This window comes from Nocardia altamirensis NBRC 108246, assembly GCF_001612685.1.
GTDB classification, from domain to species: domain Bacteria; phylum Actinomycetota; class Actinomycetes; order Mycobacteriales; family Mycobacteriaceae; genus Nocardia; species Nocardia altamirensis.
The window spans coordinates 34,247-51,058 of record NZ_BDAY01000024.1 but is presented as its reverse complement, the minus strand read 5'-3'; the positions used below and the strand labels follow the sequence as shown (position 1 = coordinate 51,058).

Annotated in this window: 18 protein-coding genes; 12 read left to right on the top strand and 6 right to left on the bottom strand. The window is 67.5% G+C overall.

Annotation, left to right across the window (positions count from 1 at the left end; translation table 11 throughout):
- The first annotated feature begins 199 nt into the window (after positions 1-199).
- The 7 genes from NA11_RS15610 to NA11_RS15580 all read left to right on the top strand — a co-directional run bounded on the left by NA11_RS15610 (position 200) and on the right by NA11_RS15580 (position 7,574).
- The gene (locus tag NA11_RS15610; protein WP_069162610.1) at positions 200-1,036 is read left to right on the top strand and encodes a nitrilase-related carbon-nitrogen hydrolase; all 837 of its coding nucleotides are present in this window, start codon (positions 200-202) and stop codon (positions 1,034-1,036) included.
- A 17-nt stretch (positions 1,037-1,053) separates the two neighbouring features.
- A complete protein-coding gene (hydA, locus tag NA11_RS15605) occupies positions 1,054-2,475 on the top strand; it encodes a dihydropyrimidinase (RefSeq protein ID WP_069162609.1) in 1,422 nt (473 codons plus the stop codon).
- Between the two features lie 38 nt (positions 2,476-2,513).
- On the top strand, positions 2,514-3,548 hold the full coding sequence (locus NA11_RS15600) for a TIGR03842 family LLM class F420-dependent oxidoreductase (RefSeq protein ID WP_069162608.1): 1,035 nt from the start codon (positions 2,514-2,516) through the stop codon (positions 3,546-3,548).
- Positions 3,549-3,795: 247 nt separating this feature from the next.
- A complete protein-coding gene (locus tag NA11_RS15595) occupies positions 3,796-4,674 on the top strand; it encodes an ABC transporter permease (protein WP_069162642.1) in 879 nt (292 codons plus the stop codon).
- A gap of 85 nt (positions 4,675-4,759) precedes the next feature.
- Entirely contained in the window at positions 4,760-5,668 is a 909-nt protein-coding gene (locus tag NA11_RS15590; protein ID WP_245745894.1) for an ABC transporter ATP-binding protein, read from the top strand.
- Positions 5,665-6,438 carry an ABC transporter permease gene (locus NA11_RS15585; RefSeq protein WP_069162607.1) on the top strand — a complete coding sequence of 258 codons (774 nt, stop codon included), beginning with the start codon at positions 5,665-5,667 and terminating at the stop codon, positions 6,436-6,438. Before NA11_RS15590 ends, NA11_RS15585 begins: the two co-directional genes overlap by 4 nt.
- Positions 6,435-7,574 carry an ABC transporter substrate-binding protein gene (locus tag NA11_RS15580; protein WP_069162606.1) on the top strand — a complete coding sequence of 380 codons (1,140 nt, stop codon included), beginning with the start codon at positions 6,435-6,437 and terminating at the stop codon, positions 7,572-7,574. The genes NA11_RS15585 and NA11_RS15580 overlap by 4 nt, the downstream gene beginning before the upstream one ends.
- Before the next feature lie 18 nt (positions 7,575-7,592).
- On the opposite strand, the gene NA11_RS15575 is transcribed toward NA11_RS15580, so the two are convergent.
- Positions 7,593-8,099, bottom strand: coding sequence for a nitroreductase/quinone reductase family protein (locus tag NA11_RS15575; RefSeq protein WP_141717602.1), 507 nt, complete (start codon positions 8,097-8,099; stop codon positions 7,593-7,595).
- A gap of 134 nt (positions 8,100-8,233) precedes the next feature.
- Here NA11_RS15575 and NA11_RS15570 point away from each other — a divergent pair, with 134 nt between their 5' ends.
- Entirely contained in the window at positions 8,234-9,769 is a 1,536-nt protein-coding gene (locus NA11_RS15570; RefSeq protein WP_069162605.1) for a glycosyltransferase family 39 protein, read from the top strand.
- 16 nt (positions 9,770-9,785) lie between these two features.
- On the opposite strand, the gene NA11_RS15565 is transcribed toward NA11_RS15570, so the two are convergent.
- The gene (locus NA11_RS15565) at positions 9,786-11,252 is read right to left on the bottom strand and encodes a bifunctional phosphatase PAP2/diacylglycerol kinase family protein (protein WP_069162604.1); all 1,467 of its coding nucleotides are present in this window, start codon (positions 11,250-11,252) and stop codon (positions 9,786-9,788) included.
- A gap of 110 nt (positions 11,253-11,362) precedes the next feature.
- Here NA11_RS15565 and NA11_RS15560 point away from each other — a divergent pair, with 110 nt between their 5' ends.
- Together NA11_RS15560 and NA11_RS15555 are read left to right on the top strand one after the other, a co-directional pair.
- Complete coding sequence (locus tag NA11_RS15560; RefSeq protein WP_069162603.1) at positions 11,363-11,731, top strand: arsenate reductase family protein; 369 nt, start codon at positions 11,363-11,365, stop codon at positions 11,729-11,731.
- A gap of 93 nt (positions 11,732-11,824) precedes the next feature.
- Positions 11,825-12,505: a TIGR00266 family protein gene (locus tag NA11_RS15555; protein ID WP_069162602.1), complete on the top strand. Its 681-nt coding sequence runs from the start codon at positions 11,825-11,827 to the stop codon at positions 12,503-12,505.
- Between the two features lie 180 nt (positions 12,506-12,685).
- Here the strand turns inward: NA11_RS15555 and NA11_RS15550 are convergent, their stop codons facing one another.
- The gene (locus tag NA11_RS15550; protein ID WP_069162639.1) at positions 12,686-13,195 is read right to left on the bottom strand and encodes an NUDIX hydrolase; all 510 of its coding nucleotides are present in this window, start codon (positions 13,193-13,195) and stop codon (positions 12,686-12,688) included.
- Between the two features lie 73 nt (positions 13,196-13,268).
- Here NA11_RS15550 and NA11_RS15545 point away from each other — a divergent pair, with 73 nt between their 5' ends.
- Positions 13,269-13,652 carry a nitroreductase family deazaflavin-dependent oxidoreductase gene (locus tag NA11_RS15545; RefSeq protein ID WP_069162601.1) on the top strand — a complete coding sequence of 128 codons (384 nt, stop codon included), beginning with the start codon at positions 13,269-13,271 and terminating at the stop codon, positions 13,650-13,652.
- A 75-nt stretch (positions 13,653-13,727) separates the two neighbouring features.
- Positions 13,728-14,639 (top strand): RNA polymerase sigma-70 factor, encoded by a 912-nt coding sequence (locus NA11_RS15540; RefSeq protein ID WP_069162600.1) that lies wholly within the window; start codon positions 13,728-13,730, stop codon positions 14,637-14,639.
- Between the two features lie 6 nt (positions 14,640-14,645).
- Here NA11_RS15540 and yidC read toward each other — a convergent pair whose 3' ends face one another.
- The 3 genes from yidC to NA11_RS15525 all read right to left on the bottom strand — a co-directional run bounded on the left by yidC (position 14,646) and on the right by NA11_RS15525 (position 16,764).
- Complete coding sequence (gene yidC, locus NA11_RS15535) at positions 14,646-15,530, bottom strand: membrane protein insertase YidC (protein WP_069162599.1); 885 nt, start codon at positions 15,528-15,530, stop codon at positions 14,646-14,648.
- A 90-nt stretch (positions 15,531-15,620) separates the two neighbouring features.
- Positions 15,621-15,920, bottom strand: coding sequence for a DUF6412 domain-containing protein (locus NA11_RS15530; protein ID WP_069162598.1), 300 nt, complete (start codon positions 15,918-15,920; stop codon positions 15,621-15,623).
- A 61-nt stretch (positions 15,921-15,981) separates the two neighbouring features.
- Complete coding sequence (locus NA11_RS15525) at positions 15,982-16,764, bottom strand: AraC family transcriptional regulator (RefSeq protein ID WP_369691131.1); 783 nt, start codon at positions 16,762-16,764, stop codon at positions 15,982-15,984.
- Positions 16,765-16,812 lie beyond the last annotated feature (48 nt).

The following is a 16,812-nucleotide window of genomic DNA, read 5'->3' as shown; positions in this document are numbered from 1 at the left end:
CCAGCATCCGCACGTCTCCCCGGCCGGCGCACGGCTCCACTGTGTCCGTGGGGTCCACCGCGGTTCGCTCGCTCACAACTGTCATTCTGCGTCGGGCGGGACACCGGAACTACGGCGAATCCCAGGATTTACGGCTACGAAACTGTTTCCGCATTCTTGTAACACAACCGAATTGGTTCGGAGTGAAGTATAACAAAGCATGGGAATCGTTCGAGCGGCGCTCGTCCAGACGAACTGGACCGGCGACAAAGAGTCCATGATCAAAGCCCACGAGGATTACGCACGTCAGGCCGCCGCGCAGGGCGCGAAGGTGATCTGTTTCCAGGAGCTGTTCTACGGCCCGTACTTCTGCCAGTTGCAGGACACCAAGTTCTACGACTACGCCGAATCGGTGCCTGGCCCGACGACGGATCGATTCGCCGCGCTGGCAAAGGAATTAGGCATGGTGATGGTCCTGCCGGTGTACGAGCAGGAGCAGCCGGGCCTGCTGTACAACACCGCGGCCGTGATCGACGCCGACGGCAGTTACCTCGGCAAATATCGTAAGCACCATATTCCGCACGTCAACGGGTTCTGGGAGAAGTTCTACTTCCGTCCGGGCAACCTCGGCTGGCCGGTGTTCGACACCGCGGTCGGCAAGGTCGGCGTCTATATCTGTTACGACCGCCATTTCCCGGAGGGCTGGCGCGCCCTCGGCCTGGCGGGCGCCGAAATCGTGTTCAACCCGTCCGCCACCTCGCGTGGCCTGTCCGGCTACCTGTGGAAACTGGAGCAGCCGGCCTCCGCGGTGGCCAACGAGTACTACATCGGCGCGATCAACCGCGTCGGCATCGAAGAGTACGGCGACGACGACTTCTACGGCACCAGCTACTTCGTCGATCCGGAGGGCAAGTTCGTCGGCGAGGTCGCCTCCGACACCGACCCCGAACTGGTGATCCGCGATCTGGACCTGGACCTGATCAAGGTGGTCCGCGACCGCTGGGCCTTCTATCGTGACCGCCGTCCGGACGCCTATGGACCGCTGGTGGCTCCGTAAGGGCGGGTGACACACAGATGACGAGGACATTCATCCACGGCGGCACGGTGGTCTCGGCCACCGGATCGCAACTGCTCGACGTGCTGGTCGACGACGAAACCATCGTCGCAGTCCTGCAACCCGGCGCCACCGCGCTCGGCGCCGACCTGACCGCCACCGCCGACGTCGTCATCGACGCCACCGGTAAATACGTGATTCCCGGTGGCGTGGACGGACATACGCACATGCAGATGCCGTTCGGCGGCACCGAGGCGTCCGACACCTTCGAGACCGGCACCCGCGCGGCTGCCTGGGGCGGGACGACGACGATCGTCGACTTCGTGGTCCAGACTCCGGGGGAGCGGCTGCAGGACACCCTCGGCGCCTGGCATCAGAAGGCCGACGGCAAGTGCGCGATCGATTACGGCTTCCACCAGATCATCGGCGAGGTGAACGACGAATCCCTCAAGGGGATGAGCGAATTGGTGTCCGAAGGGGTCACCAGCTTCAAGTTGTTCATGGCCTACCCCGGCGTCTTCTACTCCACCGACGGCCAGATCCTGCGGGCCATGCAGTCGGCGGGCGATCTCGGCGCGCTGCTGATGATGCACGCGGAGAACGGGATCGCCATCGATGTGCTCGTCGAGCAGTCCATCGCCCGCGGTGACACCGCGCCCTACTTCCACGGCACCAGCCGCCCGTGGCAGATGGAGGAGGAGGCGACCCATCGCGCGATCATGCTGGCGCAGTTGACCGGTGCACCGCTGTACATCGTGCACGTGTCGGCGAAGCAGGCGCTGGAGCAGATCGCCACCGCACGCGGCAACGGCCAGAACGTCTTCGGCGAAACCTGCCCGCAGTATCTGTATCTCTCGCTCGAAGAACAGTTGGGTGCACCGGGTTTCGAGGGCGCCAAGTGGGTGTGCTCGACTCCGCTGCGCGCCAGGGCCGATGGTCATCAGGACGAGCTGTGGCGTTACCTGCGCACCGGCGACGTGACGACGGTCAGCACCGACCACTGCCCGTTCTGCATGAAGGACCAGAAGGAGATGGGCATCGGCGATTTCAGCAAGATCCCGAACGGGATCGGCGGCGTCGAGCACCGGATGGATCTGATGTTCCAGGGCGTCAAGAGCGGGCGCATCTCGCTGGAACGCTGGGTCGAGGTCTGCTGCACCACGCCTGCTCGAATGTTCGGCATGTATCCACGCAAGGGCGTGATCAGTCCCGGCGCGGACGCCGACATCGTGATCTACGACCCGAACGGGCACACCAGCATCGGCCTCGGCAAGACCCACCACATGAACATGGACTACTCGGCCTACGAGGGTTTCGAGATCGATGGTCACGTCGACACCGTGCTGTCACGAGGGCGCGTGATCATCGATGGCGGTGCCTATCTCGGCAGCGCCGGACACGGCCGCTTCGTCAAACGCGCGCTGTCGCAGAACCTGATCTGACCCCTTAGCCGTATCCGACTTCGAACGGAGAGTGCCGCATGGACATCGGTGTGGTGCTGCAATGCACACCCCCCGCCTCGCGAGTGGTCGAACTGGCCAGACAGGCCGAAACCCATGGTTTCTCGCATGTCTGGACCTTCGACTCGCACCTGCTGTGGCAAGAGCCGTACGTGATCTACAGCCAGATTCTGGCCGCCACCCGCAAGGTGGTGGTCGGCCCGATGGTGACCAACCCCGCCACCCGCGACTGGACGGTCACCGCGTCGACCTTCGCCACGCTGAACGACATGTTCGGCAACCGCACCATCTGCGGTATCGGCCGGGGTGATTCGGCGGTGCGCACGCTCGGTGGCAAGCCGACCACGCTGGCGACGCTGCGCGAGTCCATCGAGGTGATCCGCGAACTCGGCAACGGGCGCAGCGCCAGGGTAGGGGACACCATCGTGCGGTTCCCGTGGGCCGCCGGATCTCAGCTCGAGGTGTGGATGGCCGGATACGGGCCGCGCGCACTGGATCTCACCGGCGAGGTCGCCGACGGCTTCATCTTGCAGCTGGCCGACCCGGACATCACCGCGTGGACCATCGCCAGGGTGCGGTCCGCCGCCGAACGGGCAGGCCGCGATCCCGGCGCGGTGCGGATCTGTGTCGCCGCACCGGCATACGTCACCGACGGCTCCGATGCCGCGTTGGCGCACGCCCGCGAACAATGCCGCTGGTTCGGCGGCATGGTCGGCAACCACGTCGCCGACATCGTCGCGAAATACGGGACGGGCAGCGACGTTCCGGCCGCGCTGACCGAATACATCGCGGGCAGGCAGGGATACGACTACAACCAGCACGGTCGCGCGGGCAACACGCACGCCGACTTCGTCCCCGACGCCATCGTCGACCGCTTCTGCCTGCTCGGCACCCCCGATGATCAGCTGGCGCGGCTGCGTGAGCTGGAAAAGCTCGGAGTCGACCAGTTCGCGGTGTACCTGCAGCACGACGCGAAGACCGCGACGCTGGAGGCATATGGCGAGTCCGTGCTGCCTCGGCTGGCGCACCCGGTGACCGCCACGGAGGGCGCTTGATGGCGGCGCCCGCCCGCCGCCCTGGCCGGTTCGCTGACCGGTCCGCGCGCTACCTGGCCGGCGGTGGTTCGGGTAGGAGTTCAGTGCCGGGCTGTGTCGTCGTGCTCGGCGGCGCATCCGGCCAGGGCAACCCGGCGGTACGAATGGGAGGCCTGGTGACAGCGCGCGCATTCTCGGTGCCGACGAGTGTAGGCATTCGACCGACCAGGTCGATCGGGCGCGCTCGGCGGCAGAGGTGGGAGGTTCGGTGACAGCGCGGGTGCGGTTGGCGCGGGTCGGGTACGCGGTGGCGGTGCTGATGCTGCTGCTCGCAGCCTGGGAACTGGTGAAGTCGGTGGTGCCGGAACGCGGTGTGAGCATCGGTGACCAACGGATCCTGCCGCGCACCGGCGATGCCGCGTTGCCGCACGTGTGGTCGGTGGTGACAGTGCTCGGTGAGCGGGACGGCGCCGGGACGGTCGGCGGAACACTGGTGCGGACAGCGGGATTCACGCTCGGGCTCGCGCTGCTTGCGCTGGTGATCGGCACGGTCGTTGGTGTCGCGCTTGCGGTGGTGATGCAGCGCTTTGCGTGGGTGGAGCGCGGACTGTTCCCGTATATCGTGGTGTCGCAGACGGTTCCGCTGATCGCGCTGGCTCCGCTGGTTGCCGGTTGGGGCGGAAAGATCGTGATCGCGGGGGAGCCGTGGCGGCCGTGGATGAGCATCGCGGTGATCGCGTCTTATCTGGCGTTCTTCCCGGTCGCGGTCGGCATGCTGCGCGGCTTGCATGCGCCGCCGAAGGCTTCGGTGGAACTTCTCTACAGCTATTCGGCTGGTTGGTGGGACACCTTGGTGCACTTGCGGTTTCCCGCTGCTGTCCCGCATCTGCTGCCCGCGCTGCGGCTGGCCGCGGCGGCGTCGGTGATCGGCGCGGTGGTTGCCGAGATCTCCACCGGCACTGCGGGCGGCATCGGTCGCCAGATCATCGTCTTCTCGCAGCAGGCCACCGGTAACGCCGCCCGCCTCTACGCGGCCGTCCTGGCCGCCGCCCTGCTCGGTGTCGTGATCACCGCCATCGTCGGCCTCGCCGAAGTCGCTCTGCGTCGTTATAACCGCCCCGCGGGTGCGGCGGGCGGCGGCCGGTGATCGGCCGCACCATGGCCACCCGGCCACCGTCGATTTTGCATCACCACCGCCGCACAAGCTGCGGCAGCTCATCAGGAGGTACCCGTTGACCGCCAAAGCACGACCGGCCGTCGCCGGGCCGGATACACCAGGGCGACATCCGGATTCGCCGGACGAACAGGGGGTGATCGAGGTCGTTATCGACACCGGGTCGGTGGAGAATGATGTCTCCGCGGTCGAACTCACCGGGGTGGAGAAGATCTACGCGGCCGGGTCGGTGCACGCGCTGTCCGAGGTGACGCTCACCGTCGCCGCCGGCGAATTCGTCTCGCTGATCGGCCCTTCCGGGTGTGGCAAGTCCACGCTGCTTCGCATCATCGCCGATCTCGAACAGCCGACCGGTGGCACCGTGACGGTGCACGGCAAGTCCGCAAGGCAGGCGCGCATCGATCAGGACTACGGCATCGCCTTCCAACAGGCGGGCCTGCTCGACTGGCGCACGGTGCAGGCGAACGTGGAGCTTCCCCTGGAACTGCACAAGGTGGGTAAGGGTGAACGCCGCACGCGCAGTGCGGAATTGCTGGAGATGGCGGGCCTGACCGACTTCGCCAAGCGGTACCCGGCCGAGCTGTCCGGCGGCATGCAGCAACGCGTCGCCATCGCGCGCGCCTTGGCGCCGAAACCGTCATTGCTGTTGATGGACGAACCATTCGGCGCACTCGACGAGATGACCCGCGAACGGATGCAAGGCGAACTGCTCCGAATAGCCGGAGAAACCGAGGCCGCCGTGGTTTTCGTGACGCACTCGATCCCGGAGGCAGTGTTCCTTTCCGACCGGGTGGTGGTGATGTCGCCACGGCCGGGCCGGATCACCGAGATCGTGCCCACCGGCGACTGGGGCCGGGATCCAGTGCTCGACGGTGACGATGTGCGTTCCAGCGCACCCTTTTTCGAGGCGGTAGCGGCGGTGCGCGAGGCACTGCACCGCGGGCACGCCGGGGACCTCCCCCGATGAGGCTGCCCTGGCGGACTGTGGTGCCGCCGTTGGCTTTCGGCATCGGCGGCCTCGCGCTGTGGCAGGTGCTGACCGTCGTCGCGGGCGTCCCGTCCTTCCTGCTCCCAGCACCCACCGCCATCGCGAGCGAATTCACCGGAAATGTCGACCGCATCCTCGAGGCTTCGCTGGCGACCGGAACCAACGCCCTGCTCGGCCTGCTGGTCGGCGGCGTTCTCGGCATCATCGCCGCGATGCTCGCCGTCCGCTTTCACTTCGTCGAGGGCCTGCTCACCCCGCTGGCCGCCGCGGCAGCCGCCGTGCCGATCGTCGCCCTTGCGCCCCTGTTGAATTCGATGTACTCGACCACGACGGACACCCCGCGCCGCATGGTCGTCGCCATCGTGGTGTTCTTCCCGATGTTCATCAGCACGGCAAGGGGACTGCGTCAGGTGCCGCAGGTCCACACGGATCTGATGACCTCGTACGCGGCGGGCGGCTGGCAGGTCACCCGCACCGTCCGCCTCCCCGCGGCACTGCCGCACCTGTTCACCGGCCTGCGCATCGCCGCGCCCGGCGCGGTGATCGCCGCCATCATCGCCGAATACTTCGGCGGCCTGCAGAACGGCCTCGGCAGCCGAATCACCTCCGCCGCAGCCAATACCGCCTACCCGAGGGCGTGGGCGTACGTCACCGGTTCGATGCTGGTCGGCCTGCTGTTCCTGGCCGCCGTGCTGCTCCTCGAAGTCCTCACCCGTAGACCCCGCACCACCCTCTGGAGAACACGATGAAGAAGACCACCCGTTTGCGCGCCGTGCTGGCGCTGGTCGCGGTGGCCGCCGCCACGTTGACCGGCTGCAGCACCACCGACAGCACCTCGACCACCACGGCCGACGGACTGACCAAGGTCCGCCTGCAGTTGCAGTGGTTCAAGCAGGGCCAGTTCGCGGGCTACCTGGCCGCGGTCGACCAGGGGTTCTACAAAGAGCAGGGCCTATCCGTCGAAATCCTGGACGGCGGAACGGATATCGTCCCGCAGACGGTGCTCGCGCAGGGCCAGGCCGACTACGCCATCGCCTGGGTGCCGAAGGCGCTCGCGTCCCGCGAGGCGGGTGCAGGCATCACCGACGTGGCACAGATCTTCCAGCGCTCGGGCACCAAGCAGGTGTCGTTCAAGTCGGAGAACATCGCGGGACCGGCCGCGCTGCGCGGCAAGACGGTCGGAAACTGGGGCTACGGCAACGAATTCGAACTCTTCGCCGGGATGACCAAGGCCGGTATCGATCCCGCGCGCGACGTCAAGCTCGTGCAGCAGCAGTTCGACATGAACGCCTTCCTCGCCAAGGACATCGCGGCCGCGCAGGCCATGTCCTACAACGAGTACGCCCAGCTGCTGGAGACGAAGAATCCGGCCACTGGAAAGCTCTACACCGCTGAGGATTTCGCCACCATCGACTGGAACGACGAAGGTGTCGCGATGTTGCAGGACGCGATCTGGGCCAACACCGAGAAGCTGAACGACGCCAAATATCAAGAGCAGACGGTGAAATTCATCGCGGCCTCGCTCAAGGGCTGGGTGTTCTGCCGCACCAATGTCGACAGGTGCCGCGATATCACCGTCGCCGCGGGCAGCACGCTCGGCGCGTCGCATCAGCAGTGGCAGATCAACGAGGTGAACAAGCTGATCTGGCCGTCGCCCGCCGGGATCGGCATGATCGACAAGGCAGGGTGGGATCGCACCGTGCGGATCGCCAAGGAGACCAAGAACCAAGAGGGCGTCACCGTCCTGAAGAAGGACCCGGACGCCAGCGCCTACACGAACGAATACGTCACCAAGGCACTGGATCTGCTGAAAGCCGGCGGCACCGAGGTGACCGGCGCAGGCTTCACGCCGAGCCAGGTCACCCTCCTCGAAGGCGGTAAGTGAGCTGGCGGATCAGGAGATTCAGGCCTGTGGCGTCAGCTCGATGACGACTCCGCCCAGCTGCCAGGTCTGATACAGATCGGCCTTGTTCGGCGCGCCGTCGGCGGTGAAGCCGATCCCGTTGAACTTCGCGTTGGTCTTGTTGTCCGCCGCGATGATCGCGTACAGCCGCATGACGTCCTGCTCGGCCGTGTGTACCACCGGAACGAACATCTCCGGCTTACGGCCGCGCGATACCTGAACCGGGTCCCCGGCCTGCAGGTTCTTGACCCACGGCCGCAGGGCGGTACCGATCAGCAGGCTGCCGTCGTGTTTGGTGTAGGCCACCGGCACGTCGTACCGCTTGCCGGACTTGCGCCCGACGATGTGCAGCGTCATCAGATAGTTGCCGACGACACGGGAGATCCCCGGCACGCGAAGCAGCGATCGCACGATCTTGTTGGTCCTGGCCTGCGACTTTCCGATCGGCTCCGGCCCGGTGGTGGACGGTGTGCCGTAAGGGTTTTCGGTTGTTGGTCGGTCACTCATGAGCCAAGTATCGTCCTCGAATCCGGCCGGGCGCACCCAAAATGACGCGGACGCGCCCGGCCGGTGCCAGAGCAACACGGCGATTTCCCGCTACATTCGAGCGGTCCCGTCCCGGAAAACCTCCAGGAGCTGGCGTGACCGAGACCGAACTACGGCAGGATCCAGTCGCGGCAGCCGATGTCCGCCCGCCGCTCGCGACGAAGGGCCTCGCCGTGATCGCGGCGGTCGCGGCGGGGGTACTGCTGTTCTCGGTCAGCCGCTACGACTACTTCGGCGACGAGCTCTACTTCCTCGCCGCCGGGCGGCATCCCGCGTTCGGCTACGCCGACCAGGGCCCGGTACTTCCGTTGCTCGCCAGGCTGATGGACCTCATCGCGCCGGGATCGTTCTTCGTGCTTCGGCTGCCGGTGGTGCTGCTGACGGTGGTGGCCATCGTGCTCACCGCAGGCATCGCCCGCGAGCTCGGCGGCGGCCGGGCCGCCCAACTCGGGGCCGCCATCGCGTACGCGACCTCACCGTTCCTGCTGCTGCAGGGCAAGATGCTGACGACCAACGCCGTGGACACGGTGCTCTGGGTGATCATCACCTGGCTCGTGGTGCGCTGGGTGCGCACCCGCCGCGACGGGCTGCTGCTGTGCGCGGCGCTGGTGACCGCGGTCGACATGCAGGTGAAGTGGCTGATCCCGTTCTTCTGGATCGGGGTCGCGCTGACCTCGCTCGTGTTCGGTCCGCGGGAGCTGGTGCGCAGGCCACTGTTGTGGCTCGGCGCTGCGATCGTGCTGCTGGTGAGCGTCCCGATGCTGCTCTGGCAGGCCGAACACGACTGGCCGCAGCTGGCGATGGGCGAGGTGATCAGCGGCGAGCAGGGCATTCTCGGCGGCAGGGCGATGTTCGTTCCGCTCGCGGTGCTGACCGCCGGATACCTCGGCGCGGTGGTGCTGCTGTACGGCGTGTGGGCGCTGCTGCGCAACCCGTCGCTGCGGCCGTACCGGTTCCTCGGCGCGACGCTGCTCGTCCTGGTCGCGATCTTCCTGGTGATCGGCGGGCGGATCTACTACGTGGCAGGCATGTTCGGTGTGGTGCTTGCGGCGGGCGCGGTCGGCCTCGCGGAATTGGCCAGCGGATGGCGTGACACCCCGCGGCGGTTGCTGACCGGCGCCGGCGCGGTGTTGGCGCTCGCCGCGACGATGTTCGTGCTGTGGTCGACGCCGTGGCGGCCTGCGTCGGAGATCTCGCCGCCCGCCGATGACGCGGAGGCCACCATCAACATCGGGGTCTACGGCGAGTTCGGCTGGCACGAGTTGGCCGACGAGGTCCGCCGCGTCGCCGACGAGCTGCCGCCTGCGGAGCGAGCGGGCGCCGTGATCATCACCGACACCTACTGGCAGTCAAGCGCTTTGGATCAGCTGGCGCGCGATGAGCTGCCGCCGATCTACAGTCCGAGTCGCGGCTACGGCTACTTCGGCACCCCGCCCGATGCCGCGCCGGTGGTGCTCGCCGTCGCCATGAACGAGGCGTTCCTGCGGTGGGATTTCGAGCACGTGACACCCGTCGGCAAGGTGAACTCGCGCCTCGGCTATCCCGGCAACACCCAGGACGTGGTCATCTGGAAATGCAGCGGGCAGCGCCACCCGTGGTCGCAGGTGTGGCCAGCGCTGATGCACCTGTAGCGGCGTCGGTTGCCGGTTACTGCGCGCGGAACACGGCAAGTGCGGCAGGCCGGCTGGCGAAGTCCAATCGCATTGCGCGGTGGCCGACTTCGCCGTCGGTGGCCAGCGACACCGGGGCGCCGTCGACGCTGACGTCGAGCTGTGCGACCCGCCGATGCACGTAGGTCGCCGAGCGATCCAGCGTTCCGGTGAACGTCGCCCAGATCAGGCGGGTCCGAGACAGGGTGAGATCGGCACGGAGATAACGGATGTCGAGTGTCCCGTCGTGCAGTCGCGGGCGCGACATCGGGATCTGATCCGCCGGATGGTAGGCCCCGTTGCCGACGAACAACATCCAGAGTGCGCTGCGCCTGCCGTCGACGTCGGCGTGCAGCGGCGCTGCGCGAAACAGCACGCGCAGCATCGAGAATCCCGCCGCGGGCCACTTGCCGACCCGCTTCTCCCAGCGTTCCCGCAAGCGCACGAAGTCGGGGTATCCGCCGAGGCTCGCCGTGTTGACGAACACCTGCTCCGCGGCGCCGTCCAACCGGACGCGGGCGGTGTCGATGAGCACGAGCTGACCCGATTCGAGGGCAGCGAAGGTGGTCTCGGGATCCTCGACACCGATATCCCTTGCGAAATGATTGAGCGTCCCGCCCGCGAACACCGCAAGCGGAATGCCGTGTCGCACAGCGGCTTCGGCGACCGCGGACACCGTTCCGTCGCCGCCGACCACGCCGAGGGCCGCGATGCCGCCGCCGCGCACCCTGCGGTCGAGCTCTGTGCTGAGGTCTGTGTCGCCGTCGAGCTCGAGCAGCTGAGCCTCGGGCAGTCGCGCGTTCAGCATGGCGAGTTGTTCGCCGCCGTCACTGCTGCCCGAGGCCGGGTTGACGACGAGCAGCAGCCCGTGCCCGCCGGGCAGCGGATCGGTGCGCTTGGTGTCGCCGAGGTCGGCGGGCTCGTCGTCACGCACTGCCCACCAGCGCCGGGTGGCCAGTGCGACACCGGAACCCAGTGCGGCACCGGCCAGCACATCGGTGGGCCAGTGCACGCCGACGTGCACGCGCGAATAGGCGACCGCCGCCGCGACGGGCGCGAGCACCGCGGCCGTCTTCGGGGCTTCGAGCGCCACCGCGGTGACGAAGGCCGCCGCCGAGGCGGCATGGCCGGACGGAAACGAGGACGACTGAGGCGGTTTGACGAGCCGCCGCTGCAGCGGCACCGCTTCGACCGGCGGGCGGCGGCGCGGGAACAGCGGTTTGCCGACACCGTTGGCCATGCCGCTGGCCAGGCTCACCGCGACGAGCCCGCGCACGGCGGCGCGTCGCTGCGCGCGGCCGCCCGCGACGAAGAGTCCGGCGGCGATCGCCATCCAGAGGCGGCTGTGATTGGCGCTGATGGTCAGGGTGCGCAGGGATCGGTCGGCGGGCGTGGAGCGCCAGCGCGCGGTGCGCTCCACAAGCCGATGATCGAGCGTGTTGATCGGGCGAAGTTGGTAACGCATCGAATCGAGTCTAGTGGGCGCCGCGCACCCGGGTCCGGGACGTGACCGCGGATCGTCCGCGTCAGGCGGCGATTCCTCGGCGAGTCAGCCGTGCTCGGTACGCTTTCCACATGACATCTGGGCAGACAGAGATCTGGCACAACCCGCGGTGCACCAAGAGCCGCAACGCGACCGCGCACCTGGACGCGGTGGGTGTCGAGTACACGGTGCGCCGCTACCTCGACGAGCCGCCGACCACCGCGGAACTCGCGGCCGTGCTGCAGCGACTCGGCGCCGAGCCGTGGGACATCACCCGCACCGGCGAGCAGATCGCGAAGGATCTCGGCATGTCGACCTGGGGCCGCACGCCCGCCGACCGGGACCGCTGGCTCGCCGCGCTGGCCGAGCACCCGAAGCTCATCCAGCGCCCGATCGTGCTGACCGCCGACGGCGGCGCGGTCGTCGCCCGCGACGACGACACGCTGCGCTCGCTCGGCTGAGTACTCGGTGGTCGGGCCCGGATTCGATACCCCCGATACTGGGGTCGGTGTGGGCACCCGCGTGGCGCGAATCAGGCGGTAGGGTCGGCGGATATGAAGGTACAACTGCGCCACAACCCTGCCTCGACCATCGCGCGGTGCTTCCTCGCGAGCGGCGAGCCGATGCGGGTCGAGAGCGGCGCCATGGTTGCCCACTCGGCGGGAGTCACATTGCAGGCCAAGGCCGAAGGCGGCATCTTGGCCGGGCTCAAGCGGTCGGTGCTTGCGGGGGAGTCGTTCTTCGTCTCCACGTTCACCGCGCCCGCCCAGGGCGGCTGGGTGGATGTGGCGCCCGCCTTGCCAGGCGACATGCTGAACCTGCAGATCACCCCGGACCGCCCGTTCTTCATCAGCCGCGGCGGCTGGATCGCGAATTCCCATGGGGTGCAGGTGGAAAGCAAGTGGGGCGGGTTCGCGAACCTGTTCGGCGGCGAGGGCGGCTTCGGGTTGCGCGCGCACGGTGACGGCGAGATCGTGGTCGGCGTCTTCGGCGCGATCGACGTGATCGACCTGCAAGCGGGCGAGCCGATCACCATCGACACCGGACATGTTGTGGCATACGACTTGTCGATGAACTTCACCATCCGGCGCGCGGTGTCCGGCCGATCGATCCAGTCGCTGAAGTCCGGCGAGGGCTTCGTCTTCGACTTCGTCGGACCGGGCCGGGTGCTGTTGCAAACGCGCAACCCCGGCGCTTTCGCCGCGTGGGCCAGTTCGGTAGCCTCCTCCGGGTAAATGGAGCGCGGCGACCGTGTGTTCGCTCTGAGTTCAGGCGGAAGTCATGTCCGTCGTCAAAGCTCCGGTGCCCCACCGATATCTCTAGCAACGGAGAAAAATGGAAATCCTCAGCGTGTTCACCAACATCCTCACCACCCTCCTGCAGCAGGGCAGCGGCAGCGCATCCTGACCGCTTGATCAGGTGAGCAGATCGTCGACGAACACCCGGGTGTCCGGCACGAACGGCCACTCCGGATCGCTGAGGTGGGCGCGCAATTGCGCATCGGTCCACCACCAGCCATCGGCGATCTCTTCGGGCTGATGACGGATGGGTCCGTCATAACGCAGCTCATAGGCGAAAAGGTGGCAGCGCATGGGTCTGCCCTGCCACCTGCCGTCCCAGGAAACGCGGGCCAGCGGCCGCGGCGCCGCGCCTGCCGCCAACACCGTGATGCCGAGCTCCTCGGCGAGCTCCCTGACCGCGGTATTCGCCGGAGATTCCCCCGGTTCGACCACGCCGCCCGCCAAACAATCGTGCATCCCCGCGAACACCATCTTGGTGTCGGTGCGCCGATGCACGTAGATCCGTTCGCCGTCGCCCGAGCGCACCAGCACGCCTGCACTGGCGTGCCAGCGGCCCTCGCGATAGACCGTTGCGCGGTCGGCGGACCCGACCGGGTGGCCATCGGCGTCGTAAACCGCGATCATTTCGGTGTTCTGCACTGACACCGGTCGAGGGTAACGTGGGCGGCGCACGACCCCTCCAGAGAGGACCGCGCCGATGGTGCTTCCCCGCACGCTGGCGAAATTCAACCGATATGCCACCAACCCCGCCGCGGGGCTGTTCGCGGGCCGCGCGCCCGGCTTCGCCCTGGTGACGCACAAGGGCCGAAAATCGGGTCGCGCCTATCGAACTCCGGTCTCGGTGTTCCATCGTGACGGGGTCTATCGCATCGCGCTGACCTACGGTCGTGACGTCGACTGGCTCAAGAATATCTGCGCCGCAGGCGATTTCAGCCTCCAGGTGCGTGGCAAAGAGATCGAGCTGACCGACCCGGTCGTCCATCAGGACCCCAAGATGAGCTGGGCGCCCGCCGCCGTCCGCGCCTGGTTGCGGACGCTCGCGGTGCGGTACTACGTCGAGGCGAGTCCCGCGAAGGACTAGGTTTTCGCCATCAGGTGTCACAAACGGTTCCCGGCCGGTGTCTTAGTGTCGGAACCGAACGCACCTGGAGGACATATGGCAAGCCGGACCCGGAGTGTGGCGGCCGGCGCCGCCACCGAGCCGTTCGTCGCGCACCGTAGCCTGCTGTTCACCGTCGCCTACGAGATGCTCGGCTCGGCCGCCGATGCCGAGGACGTCGTGCAGGAAACCTGGCTGCGCTGGGCCGATATCGGCGACCCCGCGCGCGCTGAGGTGCGCGACCCGCGCGCCTACCTGGTCAGAATGGTCACCAGGCAGGCGCTCAACCGGCTGCGGACGCTGGCGCGCCAGCGCGAGGACTATGTCGGCGAATGGCTGCCCGAGCCGCTGCTGACCAGTCCCGACGTGGCCGAGGATGTCGAGCTCGCCGAGAGCGTCTCGATCGCGATGCTCACCGTGCTGGAAACGCTCGGTCCGGCCGAGCGCGCGGTCTTCGTGCTGCGCGAGGTGTTCGAGGTGCCGTATGACGAAATCGCCGAGGCCGTCGGCAAATCCGAAGCCGCCGTCCGGCAGATCGCGAACCGGGCGCGCAAGCATGTGGCCGCTCGGCGTCCGCGCATGGCGGTGAGCCAGCGCGAACAGCACGAGGTGGTCGCCCGGTTCATCGCGGCGATGAACACGGGCGACGTGCAGGCCCTGCTCGACGTGCTCGCCCCGGATGTCGTCCTGGTCTCCGACGGTGGCGGCATTGTGCAGTCGGTCCTGCGGCCGATCGCGGGCCACCAGCGCGTTGCCGCACTGCTGTCCCGCTTTCCGCAGTTCGCGCCCGGCATGGCGCTCAGCACGATTGCGGTCAACGGCGCGGTCGGGGCCAGGCTCGATCCTTGGGGCACGCTCGACGCCGCGGTCACCTTTGTGATCGAGGACGGCCGGATCGCCCGCATCAACGTGATCCGCAACCCGCACAAGCTCGAACGGCTGACCGCGCCGTTCGAGCTGCGCCGATGACGAACGTCATTTGCGCCGAACGGGTTTGGCCCCCGGCTTCGGTGCGGTCGCGGCGCGCGCCGCGGCGACGCGCTGTGTCTCGGCGGCCGCCTCGGCGTCGAGCCGACGGTAGACGAAGTGCTGCTGGGCCAGGGTCCACGCGTTGTTGGTGACGAAGTAGAGCAGGATCGCCACCGGAAGCACCGCCCCGCCGATCATGGCTCCCGCGGGGAAGACCCACAGTGTCAGCGGACGCATCAGGGCGAGCTGCGCCGGGGTCTCCTGCCGCGCGAACGACACGCGACCGGTGAAATGCGTTGCGACGGCGGCGATCACCATGAGCGGGACGGCGATCGCCGCCACGGTTGCCAGCAGCTCGCCCGCACCGAAGAGTGTCGCCGACAACGGCGCGCCGAATATCTTTGCCTGCAGGAAGGATCGGACGTCCGCGGCGCCGAAGACGTAATTGGGTGTCATCGCGTTCGCTTCCGGCGTCATCGGTGTCGCGATGGCCTGGAACGGTAGGTGACCGACCGCGGCGGTGCGATCGAACGAGCGCAGCACGTGGAACAGCCCGATGAATATCAATATCTGCCCGATCATCGGAATCAATGTCGCAAAGGTATTGATGCCGTTGGCCTTATACAGTTTCTGTATTTCGGTCGCCTGCTGCCTGCGATCGTTGGCGTACTTTTTCTTCAGGCCGTCGACCTTCGGCTGCAATTTCTTGACCATCGCCTGGGTGCGGGCCTGCCGCAGAAAAGGCAGGAACAGCACGGCGCGGAGGGTGAGGACGAGAAAGATGACCGAAAGCACCCAGGCGAGCGCGCTCGCGGGTCCGAGGGCGGCGCCGAAGACGTAGTGCCACAACCAGAGAATGGCGGACACCGGGTAGTAAACGAAGTCGAGCATGAGAGCACCTGACTGTGGGCGTGCGTGTGCGCACGAGAACGGAAGGGTCGACGAGAACGCCGACGCCACCCCGCGACTGCGGAGTCGGCGTCAGGCGATCGCGAACCCTGGTGCTCGTGGGCGCGGACGACCCGCGGTGTCGGGATTGCTCTGGCGCAGGAAGGAGCCGCGCCTGCGCCGCTGCGCGGACGGCGGCGGCCCGGAACGGACCGGCGCGAGCGGCAGGCTGCCTGCCGGGTGCACGGTCGCGAAGGCGACGATCAGCGACGCCGCGACGAAACCGACGACGGCCACCGAACCCGGCTCGCTCGCCGGTGCCGTGAACAGCACGAGGGCAGGCAGGACGAATGCGAGAACCGCATACGCCATCAGCTGTGCCCGGGTGACCATGGCTAGAGCATACCGAGTGCGGGCAAGTGCCTTGTTCGGGAACTCCGCCACGAACGACGCGTCAGAGGCTGATATCCCAGTCGACGTGCGTGCCCATCATCGACGGCGGCAGCCCGAAGGTCCGCCTGCAAGTGCGGATCAGGTGGGCGTCGTCGGTGAACCCGGCCGCGTAGGACGCCGTGCTGAGGTCGTCGCCTGCCAGCACCCTGGTCATCGCGATGTGCAGGCGCAGCCACAGAATGTAGCGGCGCAACGGAATACCGACCTGTTCGGTGAACAGATGGGTGAGCCTGGTCGCCGAAATCCCCAGCTGCCGTGCCACATCCGAGCCGCGCACCGAGCCGTCCTGCACCATCTCCGGCAGCAGTTGCAGCGCCGCGGTCACCACACCGTGCCGGTCGCCCTGGCCTGCCTGCGGGTCGTCGCGCAGCAGATCCGCGAGGAGGTCGGTCACGTGGTCGGTGAGCTGGCCATGGGCGGGATCGACCGCGAGAGAGTGCACCCACCCGTGTAGATGCGCCCGCCGATCAGCGGCCGCGCCTGCGACGGTCTCCGGGTCGAGATAGACCGCGATGCCATGCGCGGCACCTTCGGCGACCCGATGCGGCGCGTCGGTGGGCACCACGATGTGCGTGCCGTTCCTGCGCACCCCACCGCCGTCGACGACGACGATCGGGGTATCGGCGGCAACGATCTGCACCGCATGATGGGCGTGGATCTCGGTGGGCCACACCGGCCCTTCGAAGGCGAGGACGCCGGGCCGCAGTAGTGCACGGCCCTGCCAACGCGTTGCGTCGGCGTCCGATGACGTCGAGAAGTCGTTGGTGACCAGAGCCTTCATCATCGGACGCTCCCGGCTGACACGAGCACACTCTCGGTGGATCCACCGCTG